25 protein-coding genes are annotated in these 23,464 nt (G+C 52.7%); 15 read left to right on the top strand and 10 right to left on the bottom strand.

Translation table 11 applies throughout. The features are described from left to right. Positions 1 to 262: 262 nt before the first annotated feature. On the bottom strand, positions 263 to 2,254 hold the full coding sequence (gene tkt / locus NNO03_RS20275; protein WP_271450367.1) for a transketolase: 1,992 nt from the start codon (positions 2,252 to 2,254) through the stop codon (positions 263 to 265). Positions 2,255 to 2,533: 279 nt separating this feature from the next. Between tkt and NNO03_RS20280 the strand changes: the two genes are divergently transcribed. After that, entirely contained in the window at positions 2,534 to 3,292 is a 759-nt protein-coding gene (locus NNO03_RS20280; RefSeq protein ID WP_202037802.1) for a M48 family metallopeptidase, read from the top strand. A 181-nt stretch (positions 3,293 to 3,473) separates the two neighbouring features. On the opposite strand, the gene speB is transcribed toward NNO03_RS20280, so the two are convergent. From speB to NNO03_RS20300, 4 genes are all read right to left on the bottom strand, one after another. Then, positions 3,474 to 4,394: an agmatinase gene (gene speB, locus NNO03_RS20285; protein WP_271441203.1), complete on the bottom strand. Its 921-nt coding sequence runs from the start codon at positions 4,392 to 4,394 to the stop codon at positions 3,474 to 3,476. Between the two features lie 237 nt (positions 4,395 to 4,631). Further along, on the bottom strand, positions 4,632 to 6,608 hold the full coding sequence (speA, locus tag NNO03_RS20290; RefSeq protein WP_137382625.1) for a biosynthetic arginine decarboxylase: 1,977 nt from the start codon (positions 6,606 to 6,608) through the stop codon (positions 4,632 to 4,634). Positions 6,609 to 6,616: 8 nt separating this feature from the next. Further along, entirely contained in the window at positions 6,617 to 6,748 is a 132-nt protein-coding gene (gene yqgB, locus NNO03_RS20295; protein WP_137382624.1) for an acid stress response protein YqgB, read from the bottom strand. Positions 6,749 to 6,839: 91 nt separating this feature from the next. Then, entirely contained in the window at positions 6,840 to 6,977 is a 138-nt protein-coding gene (locus tag NNO03_RS20300) for a hypothetical protein (RefSeq protein WP_271450368.1), read from the bottom strand. Between the two features lie 541 nt (positions 6,978 to 7,518). Between NNO03_RS20300 and metK the strand changes: the two genes are divergently transcribed. The 8 genes from metK (at position 7,519) to ruvX (ending at position 14,776) form a co-directional block, all read left to right on the top strand. After that, the gene (gene metK, locus NNO03_RS20305) at positions 7,519 to 8,673 is read left to right on the top strand and encodes a methionine adenosyltransferase (RefSeq protein ID WP_005123306.1); all 1,155 of its coding nucleotides are present in this window, start codon (positions 7,519 to 7,521) and stop codon (positions 8,671 to 8,673) included. Positions 8,674 to 9,075: 402 nt separating this feature from the next. Then, on the top strand, positions 9,076 to 10,470 hold the full coding sequence (gene galP, locus NNO03_RS20310; protein WP_137382622.1) for a galactose/proton symporter: 1,395 nt from the start codon (positions 9,076 to 9,078) through the stop codon (positions 10,468 to 10,470). Positions 10,471 to 10,547: 77 nt separating this feature from the next. Beyond that, the gene (locus NNO03_RS20315) at positions 10,548 to 11,045 is read left to right on the top strand and encodes a SprT family zinc-dependent metalloprotease (protein WP_271450369.1); all 498 of its coding nucleotides are present in this window, start codon (positions 10,548 to 10,550) and stop codon (positions 11,043 to 11,045) included. A 94-nt stretch (positions 11,046 to 11,139) separates the two neighbouring features. After that, the gene (gene endA, locus NNO03_RS20320; RefSeq protein ID WP_271450370.1) at positions 11,140 to 11,847 is read left to right on the top strand and encodes a deoxyribonuclease I; all 708 of its coding nucleotides are present in this window, start codon (positions 11,140 to 11,142) and stop codon (positions 11,845 to 11,847) included. A 74-nt stretch (positions 11,848 to 11,921) separates the two neighbouring features. Then, on the top strand, positions 11,922 to 12,653 hold the full coding sequence (gene rsmE, locus NNO03_RS20325; RefSeq protein ID WP_008785768.1) for a 16S rRNA (uracil(1498)-N(3))-methyltransferase: 732 nt from the start codon (positions 11,922 to 11,924) through the stop codon (positions 12,651 to 12,653). Between the two features lie 19 nt (positions 12,654 to 12,672). Further along, entirely contained in the window at positions 12,673 to 13,620 is a 948-nt protein-coding gene (gshB, locus tag NNO03_RS20330) for a glutathione synthase (RefSeq protein ID WP_271450371.1), read from the top strand. Between the two features lie 176 nt (positions 13,621 to 13,796). Next, positions 13,797 to 14,360: a YqgE/AlgH family protein gene (locus NNO03_RS20335; RefSeq protein ID WP_170974365.1), complete on the top strand. Its 564-nt coding sequence runs from the start codon at positions 13,797 to 13,799 to the stop codon at positions 14,358 to 14,360. After that, on the top strand, positions 14,360 to 14,776 hold the full coding sequence (ruvX, locus tag NNO03_RS20340; protein ID WP_182269195.1) for a Holliday junction resolvase RuvX: 417 nt from the start codon (positions 14,360 to 14,362) through the stop codon (positions 14,774 to 14,776). The genes NNO03_RS20335 and ruvX overlap by 1 nt, the downstream gene beginning before the upstream one ends. Here the strand turns inward: ruvX and NNO03_RS20345 are convergent. Beyond that, positions 14,773 to 15,753, bottom strand: coding sequence for a type IV pilus twitching motility protein PilT (locus NNO03_RS20345; RefSeq protein ID WP_271441197.1), 981 nt, complete (start codon positions 15,751 to 15,753; stop codon positions 14,773 to 14,775). The two genes, ruvX and NNO03_RS20345, sit on opposite strands and share 4 nt — an antisense overlap. A 17-nt stretch (positions 15,754 to 15,770) precedes the next feature. On the opposite strand from NNO03_RS20345, the gene NNO03_RS20350 reads away from it, so the two are divergent. Genes NNO03_RS20350 through hemW form a run of 5 tightly spaced genes read left to right on the top strand, consistent with a single transcriptional unit; the run spans position 15,771 to position 19,077 of the window. Then, positions 15,771 to 16,475 (top strand): YggS family pyridoxal phosphate-dependent enzyme, encoded by a 705-nt coding sequence (locus NNO03_RS20350; protein WP_271441196.1) that lies wholly within the window; start codon positions 15,771 to 15,773, stop codon positions 16,473 to 16,475. 18 nt (positions 16,476 to 16,493) lie between these two features. Then, a complete protein-coding gene (locus NNO03_RS20355; protein WP_003825417.1) occupies positions 16,494 to 17,060 on the top strand; it encodes a YggT family protein in 567 nt (188 codons plus the stop codon). After that, positions 17,057 to 17,347 carry a DUF167 family protein YggU gene (yggU, locus tag NNO03_RS20360; protein ID WP_271441195.1) on the top strand — a complete coding sequence of 97 codons (291 nt, stop codon included), beginning with the start codon at positions 17,057 to 17,059 and terminating at the stop codon, positions 17,345 to 17,347. The genes NNO03_RS20355 and yggU overlap by 4 nt, the downstream gene beginning before the upstream one ends. Before the next feature lie 7 nt (positions 17,348 to 17,354). Beyond that, complete coding sequence (locus tag NNO03_RS20365) at positions 17,355 to 17,948, top strand: XTP/dITP diphosphatase (protein ID WP_271441194.1); 594 nt, start codon at positions 17,355 to 17,357, stop codon at positions 17,946 to 17,948. After that, entirely contained in the window at positions 17,941 to 19,077 is a 1,137-nt protein-coding gene (hemW, locus tag NNO03_RS20370) for a radical SAM family heme chaperone HemW (protein ID WP_271450372.1), read from the top strand. The genes NNO03_RS20365 and hemW overlap by 8 nt, the downstream gene beginning before the upstream one ends. Positions 19,078 to 19,195: 118 nt before the next feature. Here the strand turns inward: hemW and ansB are convergent, their stop codons facing one another. From ansB to trmB, 4 genes are all read right to left on the bottom strand, one after another. Beyond that, positions 19,196 to 20,242, bottom strand: a complete 1,047-nt coding sequence (ansB, locus tag NNO03_RS20375) for an L-asparaginase 2 (RefSeq protein ID WP_040232083.1) — start codon at positions 20,240 to 20,242, stop codon at positions 19,196 to 19,198. A 189-nt stretch (positions 20,243 to 20,431) separates the two neighbouring features. After that, positions 20,432 to 21,151, bottom strand: a complete 720-nt coding sequence (locus NNO03_RS20380; RefSeq protein WP_271441192.1) for a DUF2884 domain-containing protein — start codon at positions 21,149 to 21,151, stop codon at positions 20,432 to 20,434. Positions 21,152 to 21,200: 49 nt separating this feature from the next. Beyond that, positions 21,201 to 21,527, bottom strand: coding sequence for a YggL family protein (locus NNO03_RS20385; protein ID WP_198905818.1), 327 nt, complete (start codon positions 21,525 to 21,527; stop codon positions 21,201 to 21,203). Next, complete coding sequence (gene trmB / locus NNO03_RS20390) at positions 21,527 to 22,246, bottom strand: tRNA (guanosine(46)-N7)-methyltransferase TrmB (RefSeq protein WP_271450373.1); 720 nt, start codon at positions 22,244 to 22,246, stop codon at positions 21,527 to 21,529. The genes NNO03_RS20385 and trmB overlap by 1 nt, the downstream gene beginning before the upstream one ends. Before the next feature lie 160 nt (positions 22,247 to 22,406). On the opposite strand from trmB, the gene mutY reads away from it, so the two are divergent. Continuing rightward, positions 22,407 to 23,459, top strand: coding sequence for an A/G-specific adenine glycosylase (mutY, locus tag NNO03_RS20395; protein ID WP_271441190.1), 1,053 nt, complete (start codon positions 22,407 to 22,409; stop codon positions 23,457 to 23,459). Positions 23,460 to 23,464: the final 5 nt, after the last annotated feature.

The raw sequence follows: 23,464 nt of genomic DNA on the forward strand, positions 1-23,464 counted from the left end.
ATACTACACCATGCCACGATGTTTATGGAATAAACATACATTCATATTGAATTTAAATAAATCACAATAAAAAATTATATATATGAATATAGCTAAAATGAGAGGGTTTTCAGACGCCCCCGTAAGGCTCCGTTACCAACAGCGGCCTAACAGGCGAATAACAATCTGACTAAAGCTGAAAGCTTCCCACCGCCAGACTGGAGATTTCCTATAAACAAAAAACGGGCCGCGTGAGCGACCCGTTATACCGTTGTAAATCTAATTACAGCAGTTCTTTTGCTTTCGCGACGACGTTGTCGACGGTAAAGCCGAACTCTTCAAACAGCAGCTCTGCCGGAGCAGATTCACCGAAGGTGGTCATCCCGACGATTGCGCCATTCAGGCCCACGTATTTAAACCAGTAGTCAGCGATACCGGCTTCAATTGCCACACGCGCAGAGACCGCTTTCGGCAGTACGGATTCGCGGTAAGCGGCATCCTGCTTGTCGAACGCGTCAGTAGACGGCATGGATACCACGCGCGCTTTCACGCCTTCAGCGGTCAGTTTGTCCCATGCCGCCACCGCCAGCTCAACTTCAGAACCGGTCGCGATGAAGATCAGTTCCGGCTGACCGGCACAGTCTTTCAGCACGTAGCCGCCGCGAGCGATGTTCGCCAACTGTTCTGCAGTACGTTCCTGCTGCGCCAGGTTCTGACGGGAGAGGATCAGCGCGGTCGGGCCGTCCTGACGCTCTACGCCATATTTCCACGCAATCGCGGATTCAACCTGGTCACACGGACGCCATGTGCTCATGTTCGGGGTCACACGCAGAGAAGCGACCTGCTCTACCGGCTGGTGAGTCGGGCCATCTTCGCCCAGACCGATGGAGTCGTGGGTGTAGACCATGACCTGACGCTGTTTCATCAGCGCAGCCATACGCACCGCGTTACGGGCATATTCCACGAACATCAGGAAAGTGGAGGTGTACGGCAGGAAACCACCGTGCAAAGAGATACCGTTGGCGATAGCGGTCATACCGAATTCACGTACACCGTAATGGATGTAGTTACCGGCAGCATCTTCGTTAATCGCTTTAGAGCCAGACCAGATAGTCAGGTTTGATGGCGCCAGGTCGGCAGAGCCACCAAGGAATTCAGGCAGCAACGGACCAAACGCCTCAATCGCGTTCTGGGATGCTTTACGGCTGGCGATTTTGGACGGGTTCGCCTGCAGTTTAGCAATGAATTCGTTCGCTTTTGCGTCGAAATCAGACGGCATTTCGCCTTTCATACGACGGGTGAATTCAGCGGCTTCCTGCGGGAAGGCTTTGGCATAAGCAGCGAACTTCTCGTTCCATGCCGCTTCTTTTGCCTGACCGGCTTCTTTCGCATCCCACTGCGCGTAGATTTCAGACGGGATTTCGAACGGCGCGTATTTCCAGCCCAGCTGTTCACGGGTCAGTGCGATTTCTGCATCGCCCAGCGGCGCACCGTGAGAGTCGTGAGTACCCGCTTTGTTCGGGGAACCGAAACCGATAATGGTTTTGCACATCAGCAGGGACGGTTTATCGGTGACCGCACGGGCTTCTTCAACGGCGCGCTTAATCGCGTCAGCATCGTGACCATCAACGCCACGAACCACATGCCAGCCGTAAGCTTCAAAACGCTTCGCGGTGTCATCGGTGAACCAGCCTTCAACGTGACCATCGATGGAGATACCGTTGTCATCGTAGAACGCCACCAGTTTGCCCAGCTTCAGCGTACCAGCCAGGGAGCATACCTCGTGAGAGATACCTTCCATCATGCAGCCGTCACCCATGAAAGCGTAGGTGAAGTGGTCAACGATGTCGTGACCTGGACGGTTAAACTGCGCCGCCAGTGTTTTTTCAGCAATAGCCATACCCACTGCATTCGCAATACCCTGACCCAGAGGACCCGTCGTGGTTTCCACACCTGCGGTGTAACCCACTTCCGGGTGACCCGGGGTTTTGGAGTGCAGCTGACGGAAGTTCTGCAGCTCGGACATCGGCAGATCGTAGCCGGTGAGGTGCAGCAGACTATAAATCAGCATGGAGCCGTGGCCGTTGGACAGCACGAAGCGGTCACGGTCAGCCCAGGACGGGTTAGTCGGGTTGTGGTTCAGGAAATCACGCCACAGGACTTCGGCAATGTCAGCCATACCCATCGGGGCACCCGGGTGACCGGATTTGGCTTTCTGTACTGCGTCCATGCTCAGCGCACGAATAGCATTGGCAAGCTCTTTACGTGAGGACATTTTGACTCCAGATCGGATAATGAAGGCCGTGCCCTTAACGACTTGACGACAGAGCGTTTTGGGCTACGCCGGAAAAAAGTGCCAACAATGTAACCCAAGCCGCGTGTCATGTACATGGAGCATCCTTTTACTGCTTCAGAAATCTCTGGATCATGCGCGCATGTTGCGCAATCTACTCGCCCGCTTATTGTTCTTTTCTTTATACTTAGGCTGAGCGTCGGTTTACCTGCAAACGACGCAATTTTTAGAATAATCCTGACTTTGTGCGGAAGAGAAAACATGAAAATTCGCGCTTTACTGCTTGCTATGAGCATGGCGACGGCATTGACCGGTTGCCAGAATATGGACTCCAATGGACTGCTTTCTTCTGGCGCAGAGGCTTTTCAGGCCTACAGCCTGAGCGATGCTCAGGTGAAAGCGCTCAGCGATCAGGCCTGTAAGGATATGGACAGCAAAGCTACCATCGCCCCGGCTGGCAGCGAATATGCGACGCGTCTTAGCAAAATCGCCACTGCACTTGGCGACAACATTAACGGTCAGCCAGTGAACTACAAAGTCTATATGGCGAAAGATGTGAATGCCTTTGCCATGGCAAACGGCTGTATCCGCGTGTACAGCGGCCTGATGGATATGATGACGGATAATGAAGTTGAAGCAGTCATCGGCCACGAAATGGGTCACGTTGCGCTGGGTCACGTGAAAAAAGGTATGCAGGTTGCGCTAGGCACCAACGCCGTGCGTGCTGCAGCGGCATCTGCGGGCGGCATCGTCGGCAGCCTGTCGCAATCACAACTGGGCGATCTTGGTGAGAAACTGGTGAATTCACAGTTCTCTCAACGCCAGGAATCCGAAGCAGATGATTACTCGTATGATTTGTTGCGCAAGCGCGGCATCAACCCGGCGGGTTTAGCCACCAGCTTTGAGAAACTGGCAAAACTGGAGGCAGGACGTCAAAGCTCAATGTTTGACGATCACCCGGCATCCGCAGAACGTGCGCAACATATTCGCGATCGCATGAGCGCGGACGGGATCAAATAACCGTTAATCGTGCCGGGTGCGGCGTTGCCTTATCCGGCCTACAGATTTCATCCCATTATCGGATGTAATTGGCGAAGTCAGTTTGGGCCCGGCCAGCGCACAGCCACCGGAGCGTACACGTAGTACGTGAGGATGGCGAGCACTGCCCGGCCCCAAAATGACGAGTAAAATAGTCCGACTATTATTCGCCTTTCTTCGCCGCCTGAATATACAGCATTTCCAGCGCTAACGTTGCCGCGGCCAGTGCGGTGATCTCTGATTGATCGTAAGCAGGCGCGACTTCTACAACGTCCATGCCGACGATGTTCAGATCTTTCATACCACGTACCAGTTTGATTGCACGATCGGAGGTCAGGCCGCCGATCACTGGCGTACCGGTACCTGGTGCAAACGCAGGATCCAGGCAGTCGATATCAAAAGTCAGGTATACCGGCATATCGCCAACTACCTGCTTAACCTGCGCAATGATGTCATCCACACTGCGATCGTTCACCTGGCAGGCATCCAGTACGGTAAAGCCGTTGTCTTTATCGAATTCAGTACGAATGCCAATCTGCACAGAGTGATTTGGATCGATCAGACCTTCGTTCGGCGCAGTGTAGAACATCGTGCCATGGTCAAATTCACAGCCGTTGGCGTAGGTGTCGGTATGCGCATCAAAGTGCACCAGCGCCATTTTGCCAAAGTGCTTCGCGTGAGCGCGCAGCAGCGGTAGCGTGACGAAGTGGTCACCACCAAAAGAGAGCATGCGCTTACCAGCAGAAAGCAGCTTCTCAGCATGCGCCTGCAGCTTTTCACTCATTTCACGGGCATCGCCAAACGCGTAAACCAGATCGCCGCAGTCCACGACGTTCAAACGTTCGCGCATATCGAAATTCCACGGGAAACGGTTGTGTTCCCAGGCCAGGTTAGTGGAAACCTGACGGATCGCCGCCGGACCATGACGCCCGCCCGCACGACCAGATGTTGCCATATCAAATGGTACGCCGGTGATTACCCAGTCGGCATCACTGTCGTATGGCATGAAGTTCATCGGCAGACGCAAAAAACCAAAGGCGTTAGAAACCAGGGAGTTGTCGTATTGATGACCTAAGGTGCTCATGTACTGACCTCTTATAAAATCGGTGAAAAAAAATCCCCTCCGCGTCGTTAAGCCCGACGAGGAAGGGATTGATTTACGTGACTACTTGTATGGGCGAATTATCGCCGTTAATTTGTACAGATTCAAGTGAGCGCCGTAAATGCCGCCCTCTCTGAATCTGACTGCCGGATGGCGATTTCGCCTTATCCGGCCTACTTTCGTAGCTCCGGTAAGCGCAACACCACTAAGCATTTACCGTTACTCGTCTTCGAGATAGGTATATCCGTACAGCCCTGCTTCGAACTCTTCAAGGAACTGCTGCTGCAACTCCGCATCCAGATCGGTGTTTTTCACCTGATCACGGAACTGCGTCAGCAGAGTATTCGGGTCCAACTGCACATACTGCAGCATGTCTGCCACAGTATCGCCCTCGTCAGACAACTCAACTTCGACACTGCCATCAGGGAAGACAAACACGTCAACCGCTTCGGTATCACCGAACAGGTTGTGCATGTTACCGAGGATCTCCTGATAAGCCCCCACCATAAAGAAGCCCAGCATCGGCGGGTTCTCCGGATCGTACTCCGGCATCGGCATGGTGGTGGCAATTCCGTCGCCGTCAACGTAATGGTCGATAGCACCATCGGAATCACAGGTAATGTCCAGCAGAACCGCCCGGCGCTCAGGGGCCTGGTTCAACCCTTCCAGCGGCATCACCGGGAACAGTTGATCGATACCCCACGCATCCGGCATCGACTGGAACAGAGAGAAGTTGACGTAAATCTTATCCGCCATACGCTCCTGCAGCTCGTCGATAATCGGACGATGCGCGCGGTTGCTCGGGTCGAGTTGTTTCTGTACTTCGTGACACATATTCAGATAGAGCTGTTCAGCCCATGCGCGTTCCTGCAGGCTAAAAGTGCCTGAAGAGTAGCCGACGTGAATATCGTGCAAATCCATCTGGCTATCGTGCAACCATTCACGTAACGAGCGACGGGTTCCCGGCTCGTGCATCTCCTGCCACGTTTCCCACATACTTTGCAGGGCGCGCGGAGCATCTTCAGCCGGCGGTGTGGCTTCAGTGTGTTCGCTACGCTCAACGCCGATAATGTTCGACACCAGTACGGTATGGTGCGCGGTAACAGCACGTCCAGATTCGGTGATCACCGTCGGGTGCGGCAAGCCATGTTCTTCACAGGCATCGCCAATCGCCCAGATAATGTTGTTGGCGTATTCGTTCAGCCCGTAGTTCACAGAGCAGTCGGACTGCGAGCGGGTCCCTTCATAGTCCACACCCAGACCACCACCCACATCGAAGCACTGGATATTTACGCCCAGTTTATGCAGTTCAACGTAGAAACGGGCTGATTCACGTACGCCGGTAGCGATATCGCGAATGTTCGCCATCTGCGAACCAAGGTGGAAATGCAGCAGTTGAATGCTATCCAGACGACCGCGCTCACGCAGAATTTCCACCAGTTGCAGCACCTGGTTTGCCGCCAGGCCAAACTTGGATTTCTCGCCGCCGGAAGACTGCCATTTACCGGACCCCTGGGAGGCCAGACGTGCACGAACACCGAGGCGTGGCACGACGTTCAGGCGCTCGGCCTCTTCCAGCACGATGGCGATTTCAGACATCTTCTCGATAACCAGATAGACCTTATGGCCCATCTTCTCACCGACCAGCGCCAGGCGAATGTATTCGCGGTCTTTATAGCCGTTACAGACAATCACGCTACGGGTCATACCCGCGTGCGCCAGTACCGCCATCAGTTCCGCTTTCGAACCCGCTTCCAGACCTAACGGTTCGCCAGAGTGGATCAGCGATTCAATAACACGGCGATGCTGGTTAACTTTGATCGGGTAAACCAGGAAGTAGTCGCCGTTGTAGCCGTATGATTCACGTGCACGTTTGAACGCCGCGTTAATCGAGCGCAGACGATGCTGCAGGATCTGCGGGAAGCAAAACAGCGCAGGCAGACGTTGCCCCTGTGCTTCACGGGCTTTTACCAGTTCGGCGAGATCGACACGCGCTTCTGGGACGTCAGGGTCCGGGCACACGCTAATGTGGCCTAATTCATTGACGTCGTAATAATTATTACCCCACCAGGCAATATTGTATGTACGCAGCATCTTGCTGGCTTCCTGGGAACTCATTGCAACCTCCTGCATGGAGCGTAGTACACCCTGTCCGCCCGCTGACGAAGGCGAACCCATGAAAATGTCGTCAGACATAGCGAACCTCAGATTTTATTAACAAGTGTAAAACAGTTGACTACTATCGCAATCCGAAGAGGCGATAACAACCCATAAACAGGCAGATTTTCCAGCAGATAGTGCTGACGCTCCGACTGTGCGACCGGTTTCTTTTTCATATCATTGTAAACACGTAACCGAACTTAATGCTGACGGTTCGGCGAAACCACGAGAAAACTCTTGTTTACCAAGAGCGCCCTTGTTCAGTCCTTAGTGACCGTAGCCGGCCCTGGAGTCCTGAGAAGCGCCGAGATGGGTATAACATCGGCAGGTATGCAAGATGCAGATTACGGGGGACATATGTACACCAGAACGGTGTGACAGATTCAGCAGAATACAACGGTTCATTATCTCGTATCACCTCCACGGCTGCTCCTGACGGAACGAACCCACAAGCCAAAGCTAAAGTTTTAACCCGGCTGGAAGTGGCAACACGATGAAAACGTCGTGTGCTTTTGTCTATCCTAAATAATTCGAGTTGCTGGAAGGCGGCAACGCAGGGAGTCCCCGGGAGCTTACATGAGTAAGTGACTGGGGCGAGCGAGTACTGCCAACGCACATGCAACTTGAAGTATGACGGATATGAGCCGCGCGCCGCGTTTTATACCGATAAGAAGGTCAAAATGCAAAAGATAAATATGCACATTGCCAGCACCGTCAGGAAAAATTTCCAGTTACATTTTCAGTACAATGCGACCTTAATCAAAAAAAGCTGGAAATCAGGCGAAGAAGTATCCTAAAATAGCCGTCCAGATGTTAATCCATCTATACCGATTAACACTCAGACTGCCAGTGTCCGTCATCTGCAGACTCATGGTAGAATCTTCTACACATGGCTATTCCACTCGACAGTTTGAGCTAACCAAATATTCCTTAGGTGAAATTAAATATGGCAAAACACCTTTTTACGTCCGAGTCCGTATCAGAAGGGCATCCTGACAAAATCGCTGACCAAATCTCTGATGCCGTGCTGGATGCAATCCTCGAGCAGGATCCGAAAGCACGCGTAGCCTGCGAAACCTACGTCAAAACCGGTATGGTTTTAGTTGGCGGCGAGATCACTACCAGCGCTTGGGTAGATATCGAAGAGATCACGCGTAACACGGTTCGCGAAATTGGCTATGTGCATTCCGACATGGGCTTTGACGCCAACTCTTGCGCAGTTCTGAGCGCCATCGGTAAGCAGTCTCCGGATATCAACCAGGGTGTTGACCGCGCGGATCCGCTGGAACAAGGCGCTGGCGACCAGGGTCTGATGTTTGGTTATGCAACCAATGAAACCGACGTGCTGATGCCTGCGCCAATCACCTACGCGCATCGTCTGGTACAGCGTCAGGCTGAAGTACGCAAAAACGGTACTCTGCCGTGGCTGCGTCCGGATGCAAAAAGCCAGGTCACTTTCCAGTATGACGACGGTAAAATTGTCGGTATTGATGCCGTGGTTCTGTCGACTCAGCACGCTGAAGATATCGACCAGAAATCTCTGCAAGAAGCCGTCATGGAAGAGATCATCAAACCGGTACTGCCGACCGAATGGCTGACCGCTGCGACCAAATTCTTCATCAACCCGACGGGTCGTTTTGTGATCGGCGGCCCAATGGGTGACTGCGGTCTGACTGGTCGTAAAATCATCGTTGATACCTACGGCGGCATGGCCCGTCACGGTGGCGGTGCATTCTCCGGTAAAGATCCGTCTAAAGTTGACCGTTCTGCGGCCTACGCTGCACGTTATGTGGCAAAAAATATCGTCGCTGCAGGTCTGGCAGACCGTTGTGAGATTCAGGTTTCCTACGCTATCGGTGTAGCTGAACCGACCTCTATCATGGTTGAAACCTTTGGTACCGAAAAAGTACCTTCAGAGCAGCTGACCCTGCTGGTGCGCGAGTTCTTCGATCTGCGTCCATACGGTCTGATTCAGATGCTGGATCTGCTGCACCCGATCTACAAAGAAACCGCAGCTTACGGTCACTTTGGTCGTGAACATTTCCCATGGGAAAAAACCGACAAAGCGCAACTGCTGCGTGACGCTGCCGGTCTGAAGTAATTTACTGAAGACTGTCCGCTTATTAAGACCAGCCTCGTGCTGGTCTTTTTTTTATTCCCCTATTCTCCTCCAACACCTCGTCACCTGAACAATACAGTGAATCATCTCTTTCAATAAAAATGAAAGCGATTACACATCACCGCTTTTCTATCCACAACGAGTTAACATCTCTTTTCCGCCGCGACTGCATCACTGTTACATCACTTTTCAGGTTTGTCTTAATTCCAGGCAATCAGCCATATTTAATCGCATTATAAAATGTTAACTTTCAAATAGTTAACTAATAAGCGTGATGAATGTTAGTGTAACCGATTACACTAATGTGATGTGATTCGCATTTTTTTACCCCGTACTCACCTACCCTTAACATCAACAAAACTAGTTACCCAACCGGAGGGCATCATGCCTGACTATAAAAAAGCGGGGCGTTCCAACAAAGCCATGACATTCTTTGTCTGCTTCCTTGCCGCCCTGGCAGGATTACTTTTTGGCCTGGATATCGGTGTTATTGCGGGTGCTTTACCTTTCATCACCGATGAGTTCCAAATTACTGCACACACTCAGGAATGGGTGGTGAGCTCCATGATGTTTGGTGCAGCAGTCGGTGCTGTCGGTAGCGGCTGGCTCTCTTTCAAACTGGGTCGTAAAAAAAGCCTGATGATCGGTGCCATCCTGTTTGTTGCCGGCTCACTGTTCTCCGCAGCGGCGCCTAACGTGGAAGTACTGTTGGTTTCTCGCGTACTGTTGGGTCTGGCTGTCGGCGTTGCGTCTTACACCGCGCCGCTTTATCTGTCCGAAATCGCGCCGGAAAAAATTCGCGGCAGCATGATCTCCATGTATCAGTTGATGATCACCATTGGGATCCTTGGTGCCTATCTGTCCGATACCGCGTTTAGCTACAGTGGCGCATGGCGCTGGATGCTGGGCGTGATCATCATCCCGGCCTTGTTACTGCTGGTTGGCGTTATCTTCTTGCCAGACAGCCCACGCTGGTTCGCGGCTAAACGTCGCTTTGTCGATGCCGAGCGCGTTCTGTTGCGTCTGCGTGATACCAGTGCAGAAGCTAAGCGCGAGCTGGATGAGATTCGTGAAAGCCTGCAGGTAAAACAGAGTGGCTGGGCGCTGTTTAAAGAAAACAGCAACTTCCGTCGCGCGGTGTTCCTGGGCGTACTGTTACAGGTGATGCAGCAGTTCACCGGGATGAACGTCATCATGTACTACGCGCCAAAAATCTTTGAACTGGCGGGTTATACCAATACCACTGAACAGATGTGGGGGACCGTTATTGTCGGTCTGACTAACGTGCTGGCAACCTTTATCGCCATTGGCCTGGTTGACCGTTGGGGACGTAAACCTACGCTGATCCTCGGCTTTATCGTGATGGCCGTCGGTATGGGCGTACTGGGCACGATGATGCACGTAGGCATTCACTCGGCAGCCGCTCAATACTTCGCGGTGCTGATGCTGCTGATGTTTATTGTTGGCTTCGCCATGAGCGCCGGTCCGCTGATTTGGGTGCTGTGCTCTGAAATTCAGCCGCTGAAAGGCCGCGATTTCGGTATCACCTGCTCTACCGCAACCAACTGGATTGCCAACATGATTGTCGGCGCAACCTTCCTGACGATGCTGAATTCGCTGGGCAGCGCCAACACCTTTTGGGTCTACGGTGGCCTGAACGTACTGTTCATCTTCCTGACCCTGTGGCTGATTCCGGAAACCAAAAACGTCTCTTTGGAACACATCGAACGTAACCTGATGAAAGGTCGTAAACTGCGCGAAATTGGCGCGCACGATTAATCATCTCATTGCTTCCTCCCGCCGGGAGGAAGCCTTCTTCTTGCAGTCCCTTCCCTGTCGCACTATCCTCTGGCGTTATGAAAACCACCCGTCTTCCCATCGCTATCCAGCAAGCCGTTATGCGCAGCCTGCGGGAAAAACTCGCACAGGCCAATCTTAAGCTCGAGCGTAATTACCCGGAACCTAAGCTGGTGTATCAACAGCGCGGCACCGCTGCAGGCACCGCGTGGTTACAAACCTACGAAATCCGCCTCAATCCGGTACTGCTGATGGAGAATGTCGACGCGTTCGTGAATGAGGTGGTTCCACATGAACTGGCACACTTGCTGGTGTGGAAGCACTTTGGCCGCGTGCCACCGCATGGCAAAGAGTGGAAATGGATGATGGAGAGCGTGCTGGGCGTCCCGGCCCGACGCACGCATCAGTTTGAACTGCAATCGGTGCAGCGCAAGACCTTTACTTACCGCTGTAAGTGTCAGGAGCACCAACTGACCGTCCGCCGCCATAACCGCATTGTGCGCGGTGAGGCCACCTACCGCTGCGTCCACTGCGGTGAGCCGCTGATTGCAGAATAATCATCAGAATTATCAGGAACTTTTCTGATCTAACTGATTGCATACAGGAATAACTTTCGCTACGTTGCGGGCTCGTTTTGACACGGAGTTCGTGATGTACCGTAATCTTTCTTTTGCAGCGGCCCTGTTAGCCGCTGCGTTTTCAGGCCCGGTTTTAGCCGAAGGCATCAACAGTTTTTCTCAGGCAAAAGCAGCGGGCGTCAAGGTTAACGCCGATGCGCCGGGCGACTTCTACTGTGGTTGTAAGATTAACTGGCAAGGCAAAAAAGGGGTCGTGGACCTCGAATCTTGCGGTTACAAAGTGCGAAAAAATGAAAACCGAGCCAGCCGAATTGAGTGGGAGCACGTGGTTCCTGCATGGCAATTTGGCCATCAGCGCCAGTGCTGGCAGGAGGGTGGGCGTAAAAACTGCGCCAAAGATCCGGTCTATCGCAAGATGGAAAGCGATATGCATAACCTGCAGCCGGCAGTAGGTGAAGTCAATGGCGATCGCGCAAACTTCATGTACAGCCAGTGGAACGGCGGCGAAGGCCAATATGGACAGTGCGCCATGAAAGTCGACTTCAAAGAGAAAGTTGCCGAGCCGCCAGCGCGCGCCCGTGGCGCCATTGCTCGTACCTATTTTTACATGCGCGACCAGTACGATCTCACACTCTCCCGCCAACAAACCCAGCTTTTTAACGCCTGGAATAAGCAGTATCCGGTAACCGACTGGGAGTGTGAGCGTGATGAGCGTATTGCAAAGATACAGGGTAACCATAACCCATATGTGCAACGCGCTTGCCAGGCACAAAAGAGCTAACCTACACTAGCGTCAATATTTTTAACCATGCCCTGGCCTTTCATAGCTCAGGGCCATGACGCGGATGTTTAACTATGCGCATTCCCCGCATTTATCACCCTGAGCCAATCACTTCCGGTAGCCAAATTTCACTGTGTGAGGATGCCGCCAATCATATTGGTCGCGTACTACGCATGGGCCCCGGCCAGGCCCTGCAGCTATTTGACGGCAGTAATCAGGTATTTGACGCCGAAATCACCCATGCCAGTAAGAAAAGCGTGGACGTGAAGGTACTTAACGCCGAGCTCGACGATCGTGAATCACCGTTGCATATCCATCTTGGACAAGTCATGTCGCGTGGCGAAAAAATGGAATTCACTATCCAAAAATCGATCGAACTGGGTGTAAGCCTCATTACGCCACTTTTTTCTGAGCGCTGCGGCGTTAAACTGGACAGTGAACGCCTGAACAAGAAACTCCAGCAGTGGCAGAAAATTGCCATTGCCGCCTGCGAACAATGCGGTCGTAACCGGGTACCTGAAATTCGCCCGGCAATGGATCTGGAAGCATGGTGCGCCGAACAAGACGAAGGGTTGAAGTTGAACCTGCACCCACGCGCCAGCGCCAGCATTAATACACTGCCGCTACCCGTAGAGCGTATCCGCTTGCTGATTGGCCCGGAGGGTGGGCTGTCGGCAGATGAAATTGCCATGACCGCACGTTATCAGTTTACTGATATCCTGTTAGGACCTCGCGTTCTGCGTACAGAGACAACTGCGCTCACCGCCATTACCGCGCTTCAGGTGCGTTTTGGCGATCTGGGCTAAGGCATAAACGGAGAATAACATGATTAAGCTCGGCATCGTGATGGATCCCATCACAAGCATCAACATCAAGAAAGATTCCAGTTTTGCTATGCTACTGGAAGCACAACGTCGTGGTTATGAACTTCACTATATGGAGATGGCCGATCTTTATCTGGAAAACGGGGAAGCCCGCGCCCGTACGCGTACTCTGAGCGTCGAGCAGAACTACGACAAATGGTATGAGTTCAACAACGAACAGGATCTCCCGCTGGCAGATCTGGACGTCATCCTGATGCGTAAGGATCCCCCGTTTGATACTGAGTTCATCTACGCAACCTACATTCTGGAACGTGCAGAAGAACAAGGGACGCTGATCGTTAACAAGCCGCAGAGTCTGCGTGATTGCAACGAAAAGCTGTTCACCGCCTGGTTCGCCGACCTGACACCGGAAACGCTGGTCACGCGTAACAAGGCACAGCTGAAAGCCTTCTGGCAAAAGCACAACGATATTATTCTTAAACCGCTGGACGGTATGGGCGGCGCCTCTATCTTCCGTGTGAAGGAAGGCGATCCGAACCTCGGCGTGATTGCTGAAACGCTGACCGAGCACGGTACCCGCTACTGCATGGCGCAGAACTATCTGCCAGCAATTAAAGACGGCGACAAACGTGTCCTGGTAGTCGATGGCGAACCTGTACCGTATTGCCTGGCGCGCATTCCGCAGGGTGGAGAAACCCGAGGCAACCTGGCTGCCGGTGGTCGTGGCGAACCGCGCCCATTAACCGACAGTGACTGGGAAATTGCCCGTCGCATTGGACCAACCCTGAAAGCCAAAGGTCTGATCTTTGTCGGCCTGGATATCATTGGCGATCGCCTGACTGAAATAAACGTCACCAGCCCAACCTGTATTCGTGAAATCGAAGCAGAGTTCCCGGTCTCTATTACCGGGATGCTGATGGATGCCATTGAGGCTCGTCTACAGAAATAAATACGCTGCCGGATGGCGACGCCTTCGCGTCTTATCCGGCCTGGAATTGCACCCCGTAGGCCGGATAAGGCACACCCTTCATCCGGCAACGCTATTTTCAGAGGGTGACATCTTCTCGCTTTGCCCACATACTGGGCGCTGTTGCTTTTTTGAACCAGGAAACAGAACCTCTGACAATGAATTTACAGCATCACTTTCTTATTGCCATGCCTGCTCTCCAGGATCCTATTTTCCGCCGCGCTGTGGTGTACATCTGTGAACATAATGAGAACGGTGCGATGGGGATTATCGTCAATAAGCCCCTGGAAAACTTACAGATTGAAGGGATTCTGGAAAAGCTGAAGATCACGCCTGAAGGACGCGATCCGTCCATCCGTCTGGATAAAGCAGTGATGCTCGGCGGCCCGTTGGCGGAAGACCGCGGATTTATTCTGCATACCCCGCCCGCCCGTTTTGCATCCAGTATCTTAATTTCCGATAACACCATCATCACGACATCCCGCGATGTTTTAGAAACCTTAGGTACCCAGGAACAACCGTCCGAAGTGCTGGTCGCATTAGGTTATTCATCCTGGGAAAAGGGCCAGCTTGAACAAGAACTGTTGGATAACGCCTGGCTCACCGCCCCCGCCGATCTCAACATCTTGTTTAAAACACCGATCGCCGATCGCTGGCGCGATGCTGCAAAACTTATCGGCATAGATATTTTGACCATGCCTGGCGTGGCGGGACATGCATAATGAGTGAAACATTACTCTCGTTTGATTTTGGTACCAAAAGCATTGGCGTGGCGATTGGTCAACGTATTACCGGCACAGCCAGACCCCTGCCTGCAATCAAAGCTCAGGACGGTACGCCGGACTGGAATTTGATTGAACGCCTGCTAAAAGAGTGGCAACCAGATGAAATCATCGTCGGCCTGCCGCTCAATATGGATGGCACCGAACAACCCCTTACCGCACGCGCACGCAAGTTCGCTAACCGTATTCACGGTCGTTTTGGCGTTACCGTGACGTTGCATGATGAGCGTTTGAGTACCGTCGAAGCCCGCTCCGGCCTGTTTGAGCAGGGTGGATACCGTGCGCTGAATAAAGGCAAAGTAGACTCCGCGTCTGCCGTTGTGATCCTCGAAAGCTATTTCGAACAGGGCTACTAAAGCCGCCCCTGCGCCTGTCGCAGCTGCAGACTTTGTGCAAATGTCTGCATACCTGATTGTTGCCCGGTTTGTATCACGCCGGGTAGCTGATGGTTCTTCCCTTCGCGGATCAGGTTGCCAACGGCGGGTGTGTTAACGAGCAACTCAAATAACGCCACCCGTCCGCCCTGCTTATCTTCTTCCAGTTTTTGTGAAAGCACTGCCCGCAGGCTATCCGCCAGTTGATTACGCACGGGATCTTTCTCTGATGCAGCAAAGGTGTCTACCAGCCGCGCAATGGCTTGTGCAGCCCCACGCGTGTGTAGCGTTGCCAGCACCAGATGCCCCGTTTCCGCCGCTGTTAAGGCCAGCCGGATGGTTTCAACATCGCGCAGTTCGCCCAGCAAAATGACGTCGGGATCTTCACGCAGCGCGCCGCGCAAGCCGGCGGCAAAAGAAGCACAGTGTGCGCCCACCTCCCGTTGTTGAATAAGACAGCGCTGGCTGGTGTAGCGATATTCAATCGGGTCTTCCAGCGTCAGAATATGCCCCGCAACATGGTGATTAAGGTGCTCCACCATCGCAGCCAGTGTGGTCGATTTGCCGCTACCGGTAGCTCCTGTAACCAGAATTAACCCATTTTCACTGTGCAGCAGGTCAGGTATAGCCTCGGGAGCCTGGAGATCGTCTAAACGAGGACAATCAAGCGGTAGCAATCTTAGCGCCAGCGACGTTCCCTGTTGATGAACAAAAGCGCTGGCGCGTAAACGCCGGGAATCTGCCAGCGCAATAGCAAAATCAATTTGCCCCTGCTCACGCCACTGTACCTGCTGTTGGTCGTTGAGCCAGTACATCAGCAGCGTCTCTACGTCCGGCGTAGTAAATGGCGCGATTTCCACCTTTCCCCGTATGCGCCAACGCGCAGGCCATGCATTGCACAGGTGTAGATCCGACACGTTATGCTTTACACTAAGGGCCACTATTTCTTCCATATTCACATGAACATCCTCGGAAAATGAACGATATCGCGCATAACCTGGCACATGTCCGGGACAAAATCTCAGCCGCCGCGACGCGTTGCGGGCGGTCTTCAGAAGAAGTTACGTTGCTTGCAGTCAGTAAAACCAAACCTGCGAGCGCCATCGAAGAAGCCATCGTCGCCGGGCAGCACGCCTTTGGCGAAAACTATGTTCAGGAAGGCGTGGATAAGATCCGCTACTTCAAAGAAAACGGTATTGAAGGTCTGCAGTGGCACTTTATCGGCCCGCTGCAGTCCAACAAAAGCCGTCTGGTGGCTGAACATTTTGACTGGTGTCATACAATCGACCGCCTGCGTATCGCGGCTCGCCTGAGCGAACAACGCCCGGCCGATCTGCCACCGCTGAATGTACTGATTCAGATAAATATCAGCGATGAGAATAGCAAGTCAGGTATCCCGCTGGCTGAGCTTGATGCGCTGGCCGCCGACGTCGCCGCGCTACCACGTATAACCCTACGTGGGCTGATGGCGATCCCGGCGCCAGAGTCAGATTATGTAAGGCAGTTTGAAGTTGCACAGCAAATGGCTGTAGCATTTGCCGGGTTGAAAACGCGCTACCCAGATATCGACACCCTCTCACTGGGGATGTCTGATGATATGGATGCCGCCATCGCGGCGGGTAGCACGATGGTGCGCATTGGCACTGCCATTTTTGGTGCTCGTGATTACACAAAAAATTAAGGAAAACTAAGGAACACCATGAATACGTTGACCTTCCTGCTCTCAACGGTAATTGAGCTGTATACCATGGCGCTGCTATTGCGCGTGTGGATGCAGTGGTCTCGCTGCGATTTTTACAACCCGTTCTCACAGTTTATTGTGAAAATCACCCAGCCCATTATTGGGCCATTACGCCGCATTATTCCACCGATGGGGCCGATTGACAGCGCATCAGCATTAGTTGCGCTCGTTCTCAGCTTTATCAAAGCCATCGTGCTGTTTAAGGTGGTCACGTTCCAGCCAATCATCTGGATCGCCGCGGTGTTGATCGTCCTGAAAACCATTGGATTGCTGATTTTCTGGGTTCTTTTAGTGATGGCAATCATGAGCTGGGTCAGCCAGGGTCGCAGCCCTGTGGAATACGTACTGATTCAACTGGCGGACCCGCTGCTGCGCCCTATCCGTCGCATACTTCCAGGCATGGGTGGAATCGACTTCTCCCCAATGATCCTGGTGCTGCTGCTCTATGTCATTAACATGGGGATCGCAGAGGTATTACAGGCGACTGGCAATATGTTGCTGCCGGGGCTGTGGATGGCGCTATGAGTGCCGTGACACCCTGCGATGACGGTCTGGTTTTACGGCTCTACATTCAGCCAAAAGCCAGCCGTGACAGTATTGTGGGCTTACATGGCGACGAAATAAAAGTCGCCATTACGGCCCCGCCAGTCGACGGGCAAGCGAACAGCCATCTGGTGAAGTTTCTCGGCAAACAGTTCCGCGTAGCGAAAAGCCAGATCGTCATTGAGAAGGGCGAGCTTGGCCGTCATAAACAGGTTAAAATCATTCATCCGCAACAGATCCCGCCAGAAATTGCGGCGCTAACTGATTAGGTATCCCATGCAAAAAGTTGTCCTCGCGACCGGCAATGCCGGTAAAGTGCGTGAACTCGCCTCTCTTCTGAGCGATTTCGGCCTTGATGTCGTTGCCCAAACGGATCTGGGCGTTGATTCCGCTGAAGAAACCGGCCTGACATTTATTGAAAATGCCATTCTGAAAGCGCGCCATGCAGCGCAAATCACCGGGTTTCCTGCTATTGCCGATGATTCCGGTCTGGCGGTAGACGTGCTGGGCGGCGCGCCAGGTATCTATTCAGCACGCTATTCTGGTGAAGATGCGACTGACAGACAGAACCTGGAAAAGTTGCTGCATACTTTGCAGGATGTGCCCGACGAGAAGCGCCAGGCGCAATTCCACTGCGTACTGGTTTATATGCGCCACGCAGATGATCCGACCCCTATTGTTTGCCACGGAAGCTGGCCTGGCGTAATCACCCGCGAACCTGCCGGTACCGGTGGTTTTGGCTACGATCCTATCTTCTTTGTGCCGTCTGAAGGGAAAACCGCGGCAGAGCTGACCCGTGAGGAGAAAAGTGCGATCTCCCACCGCGGACAGGCGCTGAAGCTGTTGTTGGATGCCCTGCGTAATGGTTAAGCTTCCACCGCTAAGTCTGTATATTCACATCCCGTGGTGCGTACAGAAATGCCCCTACTGTGATTTCAACTCGCATGCGTTGAAGGGCGAAGTCCCACATGACGACTACGTGCAACATCTGCTGAGCGATCTGGATACCGAGGTTACACACGCTCAGGGACGTGAAATAAAGACGATCTTTATTGGTGGCGGTACGCCTAGCCTGCTCTCTGGTCCGGCGATGCAAACTCTGCTGGACGGCGTGCGTGCACGCCTGAATCTGGCGGCAGATGCAGAAATCACGATGGAAGCGAACCCCGGAACTGTTGAAGCCGATCGCTTTGTCGATTATCAACGTGCCGGGGTCAACCGGATATCTATTGGTGTACAGAGCTTTAGCTCCGCCAAGCTCGAACGTCTGGGACGTATCCACGGACCGGAAGAAGCCAAACGTGCCGCGCACCTGGCGAGTGGTCTGGGGCTACGTAGCTTTAACCTTGATCTGATGCACGGTCTGCCGGATCAAACGCTGGAAGAGGCGCTGGGCGATTTGCAGCAAGCTATCGCGCTGAATCCACCGCATCTCTCCTGGTATCAACTGACTATTGAACCCAACACGCTGTTCGGCTCTCGTCCACCCGTATTACCAGACGATGACGCGCTGTGGGATATTTTTGAACAAGGCCACCAGTTGCTGACCGCTGCCGGATATCAGCAGTATGAGACCTCAGCTTATGCAAAGCCGGGCTATCAATGTCAGCACAACCTGAACTACTGGCGCTTTGGTGACTATCTTGGCATTGGCTGCGGCGCACACGGTAAAGTCACATTCCCGGACGGGCGGATCCTGCGCACCACCAAAACGCGTCATCCACGCGGTTATATGCAAGGACGCTATTTAGAAAGTCAGCGTGATGTCGCTGGGGCCGATAAGCCGTTCGAGTTCTTTATGAATCGTTTCCGGTTACTGGAAGCCGCACCACGCGCTGAATTCACGCAATACACCGGGCTTAGCGAAGAAGTTATTCGTCAACAGATTGAAGAGGCTATCGCGCGGGGCTATTTGAGCGAGTGCGATGAGTACTGGCAGATTACCCAGCACGGTAAGCTGTTTTTGAATTCGCTGCTGGAGCTGTTTCTGGCGGAGTAATACGGTAACAATGTAGTGAACGTAGGCCTGATAAGCGTAGCGCCATCAGGCAATTTTCCGGATGGCGGCTGCGCCTTATCCGGCCTACGAAAGGCCAGGGCACAGCCACCTTCAGCTATTAATACTGATTAAACATTTCCTGAATCTGCTTAGGATCTTTGGTTTCAGTCAATGCCAGCTGCAGCAGAACACGCGCTTTTTGCGGGTTCAGCGAGCCTGAAGCCACAAATCCGTATTTCGCATCATCCACTTCTGCATCCTGGGTAGTTGCACCCGTCGGTACACGGGATGAACGTACGACTACCGTACCTTTATGCGCGGCAGTTGCCAGCGTATCAAAAATGGTTTTATACAGGTTGCCGTTACCTACACCCGCACTGACGATCCCGGCGTAACCGGCATCAACCAGCGCTTTTGCCGGCAGATCGGAAGCATTCGCGTAGTTGTAAACAATCCCCACTTTCGGCAGCTCGGTCAGCTTAGAAACATCAAACGGAGTCGATGTGGTGTGCTTACGCGCAGGCGTACGCTGGTAGTCGATTTTTCCGTTATGGATATAACCCAGCGGGCCATAGTTAACGGATTTGAAGGTAGCGACATCGGTGGTATTGGTTTTGGTCACGTCGCGACCATCCATAACGGTGTCGTTCATCACCACCAGCACACCGCGGTTAGCTGAGGCTTTATCTGCGGCAGTTACCACTGCGTTATACAGGTTGAACGGGCCATCGGCGCTCATACCCGTAGACGGACGCATTGCGCCGACCAGTACCACCGGCTTGTTGCACTTCACGGTCAGGTCGAGGAAATAGGCGGTTTCTTCCATGGTATCCGTACCATGAGTAACCACAAATCCGTCAGTCTTATCGCACTCAGTGTTGATCTTCTTCGCCAGTGTTAACCAGACTTCGTCATTCATATCCTGGGAGCCGATATTCACTACCTGCTCACCTTTCACGACCGCAATGTCTTTCAGCTGGGGCACTGCATCTACCAGGTTTTCTACACCAACTTTACCCGCCGTGTAGTTAGATTTTGTCGCGGAATCACCGCCACCAGCAATCGTCCCGCCAGTCGCTAAAATGGTGATATTGGGTAATGCCAGCGCTGCACCGCTGAAACCCATAACCAGTGCTGCCAGTGCCGTTTTTCTGAAAAACTCCATGTTATTTCTCCAGTTACTTGAATTTGCTGCATTATGTCCATCCCACAGATGAATAATGTGACGCAATCCAATTAACCAGATTTATATTTCCATGAAATTGTTATTCTTAGAGATGGATATCAAAAAAGAAGATAAGCACAAAATAAAACGGCACAGAAATGTTTCTATGCCGTTAAAAAGAGGTGAATATTATTTCAGAGTGCTAACCAGGGATTTACGGTTATCTTCCAGCATCACGACGCGTGCGCAAACATCTTTGCCAAACTGCTGGAAGTCTTGTTCCTGATTCTTCCACTCATTCTGAATTGACGTTTGCAAACCGCCAAGACTACCGAGCACGCCCTGCAGTGGATTACCACCGCCTTTGAGCACGGCTTTCGCTCCCATCTCGTTGATGCTGTCCTGCAAAATACCGCCCATCGCCTGATTGACCAGCTGTTGTCCGTCCGCGCGGACCTGATCAATCGCCTTATAATGGAAGGTCAGACCGTCTGTACGGTGCTCGATGATGCGGTTCATCTGCTCTTTCAATTGCGCATCCAGCTTGGTTAAGCGGCCACGCATGTTGCTGCTTTCACCCACTTCTTTGGCGATGATTTTATCCAGTGCCACACGACCTTTCTCTACGCGCGCTCTGGCACCTTCGTCAATCCACGGCAGGCTGCTACGCAACGCCGCCTGATAATCTTTGGCCTGCTCACGCTGTGCGGCGTTCAGGTTGTACTGTTTACCGTTAAAGGTGACATCGCCGGCCTGGGTAATAATCAGGTCGCCGTTCTCGCCCTTCACCTGCACCGCTTGTGGGCTCAAAATCACATCGTCACGCGGGGTGACGCTGCACTGGTAATCTGCATGTGCGGCCATCGCCGTGAACGTTAGGACTGCCGCCAGCAGCGTTTTGCGCATCATATCTTTCCCTCAATACAAATCGGGCCGGCATTTGCCGACCCTTTGCTACTTAGTCCCACCAAATATCGAAAAGTTCGCTGGTGCGCACTTCTTCGAGTTTGTGCTCTTCCAGCCACTTACGCACGATTGCCTGATGCTCTTCAGTGCATTTGCCGATTTCCTGCAGGCAGATCAGACCTTCCCAGGCCAGATAGCCGCTGCCGTCAAAAGCCAGCTTGTTCGGCTCAATCACTTCATCAATAAAGTCATCAACGATTTTATCGACCTGCTCGCCCGATGTACCTTCCGGGAAACGCCATGCAACCGAAAATCCGACTTCCTGGAATTCGTCGATGTGCATTTTTTTACGCAGACGACGGCTACGGTTCTTTGCCATTATTTCACCCTCTCGAACATTAAGTCCCATACGCCGTGGCCAAGACGATGACCACGTTGTTCAAATTTGGTTACCGGGCGCGATTCCGGGCGCGGTACATAATCGTTACTCTCTGACTGATTTTTATATCCGTCAATGGAGGACATCACTTCAAGCATGTGTTCCGCATAAGCTTCCCAGTCGGTTGCCATGTGGAAAACGCCGCCAGGCTTCAGTTTGCTTAAAATGTGTTCAGCAAACGGCACCTGAACGATACGGCGTTTATTATGACGTGCTTTATGCCACGGGTCAGGGAAAAACAGCTGAACCATAGATAAAGAATTGTCAGGAATCATTTTATGCAGGACTTCAACGGCATCATGGCACATTACGCGCAGGTTCTCGACGCCCTCTTCATGGGCTGATGCCAGACACGCGCCAACGCCCGGCGAGTGAACCTCAATGCCGAGGAAATTTTGTTCCGGGCACGCTTTCGCCATCGCTACCAGCGAAGCGCCCATACCAAAACCAATTTCCAGCGTGACTGGCGCGTCACGGCCAAACAGTTTAGCGAAATTTACAGGCTCTTCGCTGAACTCAACGCCCATCACCGGCCAGTAGTTTTCCAGCGCGTGTTCCTGCCCTTTCGTCAGTCGCCCCTGGCGACGAACAAAACTACGAATCCGGCGCAAAGGGCGGCCGTTTTCATCAAATTCCGGTGAAATGACGTCGTTCTTCATAAAAGTTTAGTCTGCTGTGTTTGAGTTCCGAAAACGGGCATTATCCAAAGTTAGTTGCCGGATGCAAGTAAAGGAAGAAAGTGAGCAGCGGAAAGTTCCGGTTTACACCCAGTTGCCTCTGTGCTGCAATCTTGCCCCCGGCAATAATGAAACGGTAATCATGCAAGCGTCTCAATTTTCAGCTCAGGTGTTGAGCTGGTACGACAAATACGGGCGGAAAACGTTGCCCTGGCAAATTGACAAGACGCCTTACAAAGTATGGCTCTCAGAAGTCATGCTGCAACAAACCCAGGTTGCGACCGTTATCCCTTATTATGAGCGTTTTATGGCGCGCTTCCCAACGGTTACGGATTTAGCCCATGCACCGCTGGATGAAGTGTTGCATTTATGGACCGGCCTTGGCTATTACGCCCGTGCCCGAAATCTGCATAAGGCCGCGCAGCAGGTGGTCACCCTGCATGGTGGAATATTTCCACAGACCTTTGATGAAGTGGCTGCGTTGCCAGGCGTTGGACGTTCAACGGCAGGCGCGATCCTTTCGCTTTCTCTGGGTCAGCATTTTCCGATTCTCGACGGCAACGTTAAACGCGTGCTGGCTCGCTGTTATGCTGTCAGCGGCTGGCCTGGTAAGAAAGAGGTCGAGAAGAAACTGTGGGAACTGAGCGAGCAAGTCACACCTGCCCGCGGCGTTGAGCGTTTCAACCAGGCAATGATGGACTTAGGGGCAATGGTCTGCACGCGCTCAAAACCTAAGTGCTCCCTGTGCCCATTAGAAAATGGCTGTGTGGCGACCGCCAATGCAAGCTGGGCACAATACCCCGGTAAAAAGCCCAAACAGACGTTACCCGAACGGACGGGCTATTTTTTACTGATGCAACATGATGATGAGGTGCTGCTCGCGCAGCGCCCACCCAGCGGCTTATGGGGGGGATTATACTGTTTTCCGCAGTTTGACGATGAAGATGGGCTTCGTCAGTGGCTGGCGCAACGACAAATTAACGCAGATAATCTGACCCAACTTAATGCGTTTCGCCATACCTTTAGCCATTTCCATTTAGATATTGTGCCTATGTGGCTTCGCGTGTCCTCATTCACCGCATGCATGGATGAAGGCAACGCGCTCTGGTATAACTTAGCGCAACCGCCGTCAGTCGGCCTGGCGGCTCCCGTGGAGCGTTTGTTACAGCAATTACGCGCCGGTACGCAGATTTAACGTAT

This window comes from Citrobacter sp. Igbk 16 (assembly GCF_028069755.1).
Classification (GTDB): Bacteria; Pseudomonadota; Gammaproteobacteria; order Enterobacterales; family Enterobacteriaceae; genus Citrobacter.

What these genes read in the sequence shown, in the direction of transcription:
- trmB (WP_271450373.1), bottom strand. Translation starts at nt 22,246, where the DNA reads ATGAAGAACGACGTCATTTCACCGGAATTTGATGAAAACGGCCGCCCT.
- hemW (WP_271450372.1), top strand. Translation starts at nt 17,941, where the DNA reads ATGGTTAAGCTTCCACCGCTAAGTCTGTATATTCACATCCCGTGGTGC.
- speA (WP_137382625.1), bottom strand. Translation starts at nt 6,608, where the DNA reads ATGTCTGACGACATTTTCATGGGTTCGCCTTCGTCAGCGGGCGGACAG.
- NNO03_RS20315 (WP_271450369.1), top strand. Translation starts at nt 10,548, where the DNA reads ATGAAAACCACCCGTCTTCCCATCGCTATCCAGCAAGCCGTTATGCGC.
- ansB (WP_040232083.1), bottom strand. Translation starts at nt 20,242, where the DNA reads ATGGAGTTTTTCAGAAAAACGGCACTGGCAGCACTGGTTATGGGTTTC.
- NNO03_RS20335 (WP_170974365.1), top strand. Translation starts at nt 13,797, where the DNA reads ATGAATTTACAGCATCACTTTCTTATTGCCATGCCTGCTCTCCAGGAT.
- speB (WP_271441203.1), bottom strand. Translation starts at nt 4,394, where the DNA reads ATGAGCACCTTAGGTCATCAATACGACAACTCCCTGGTTTCTAACGCC.
- galP (WP_137382622.1), top strand. Translation starts at nt 9,076, where the DNA reads ATGCCTGACTATAAAAAAGCGGGGCGTTCCAACAAAGCCATGACATTC.
- metK (WP_005123306.1), top strand. Translation starts at nt 7,519, where the DNA reads ATGGCAAAACACCTTTTTACGTCCGAGTCCGTATCAGAAGGGCATCCT.
- NNO03_RS20350 (WP_271441196.1), top strand. Translation starts at nt 15,771, where the DNA reads ATGAACGATATCGCGCATAACCTGGCACATGTCCGGGACAAAATCTCA.
- gshB (WP_271450371.1), top strand. Translation starts at nt 12,673, where the DNA reads ATGATTAAGCTCGGCATCGTGATGGATCCCATCACAAGCATCAACATC.
- mutY (WP_271441190.1), top strand. Translation starts at nt 22,407, where the DNA reads ATGCAAGCGTCTCAATTTTCAGCTCAGGTGTTGAGCTGGTACGACAAA.
- rsmE (WP_008785768.1), top strand. Translation starts at nt 11,922, where the DNA reads ATGCGCATTCCCCGCATTTATCACCCTGAGCCAATCACTTCCGGTAGC.
- ruvX (WP_182269195.1), top strand. Translation starts at nt 14,360, where the DNA reads ATGAGTGAAACATTACTCTCGTTTGATTTTGGTACCAAAAGCATTGGC.
- NNO03_RS20365 (WP_271441194.1), top strand. Translation starts at nt 17,355, where the DNA reads ATGCAAAAAGTTGTCCTCGCGACCGGCAATGCCGGTAAAGTGCGTGAA.
- tkt (WP_271450367.1), bottom strand. Translation starts at nt 2,254, where the DNA reads ATGTCCTCACGTAAAGAGCTTGCCAATGCTATTCGTGCGCTGAGCATG.
- NNO03_RS20280 (WP_202037802.1), top strand. Translation starts at nt 2,534, where the DNA reads ATGAAAATTCGCGCTTTACTGCTTGCTATGAGCATGGCGACGGCATTG.
- NNO03_RS20300 (WP_271450368.1), bottom strand. Translation starts at nt 6,977, where the DNA reads ATGAACCGTTGTATTCTGCTGAATCTGTCACACCGTTCTGGTGTACAT.
- NNO03_RS20385 (WP_198905818.1), bottom strand. Translation starts at nt 21,527, where the DNA reads ATGGCAAAGAACCGTAGCCGTCGTCTGCGTAAAAAAATGCACATCGAC.
- endA (WP_271450370.1), top strand. Translation starts at nt 11,140, where the DNA reads ATGTACCGTAATCTTTCTTTTGCAGCGGCCCTGTTAGCCGCTGCGTTT.
- NNO03_RS20355 (WP_003825417.1), top strand. Translation starts at nt 16,494, where the DNA reads ATGAATACGTTGACCTTCCTGCTCTCAACGGTAATTGAGCTGTATACC.
- yqgB (WP_137382624.1), bottom strand. Translation starts at nt 6,748, where the DNA reads ATGAAAAAGAAACCGGTCGCACAGTCGGAGCGTCAGCACTATCTGCTG.
- yggU (WP_271441195.1), top strand. Translation starts at nt 17,057, where the DNA reads ATGAGTGCCGTGACACCCTGCGATGACGGTCTGGTTTTACGGCTCTAC.
- NNO03_RS20380 (WP_271441192.1), bottom strand. Translation starts at nt 21,151, where the DNA reads ATGATGCGCAAAACGCTGCTGGCGGCAGTCCTAACGTTCACGGCGATG.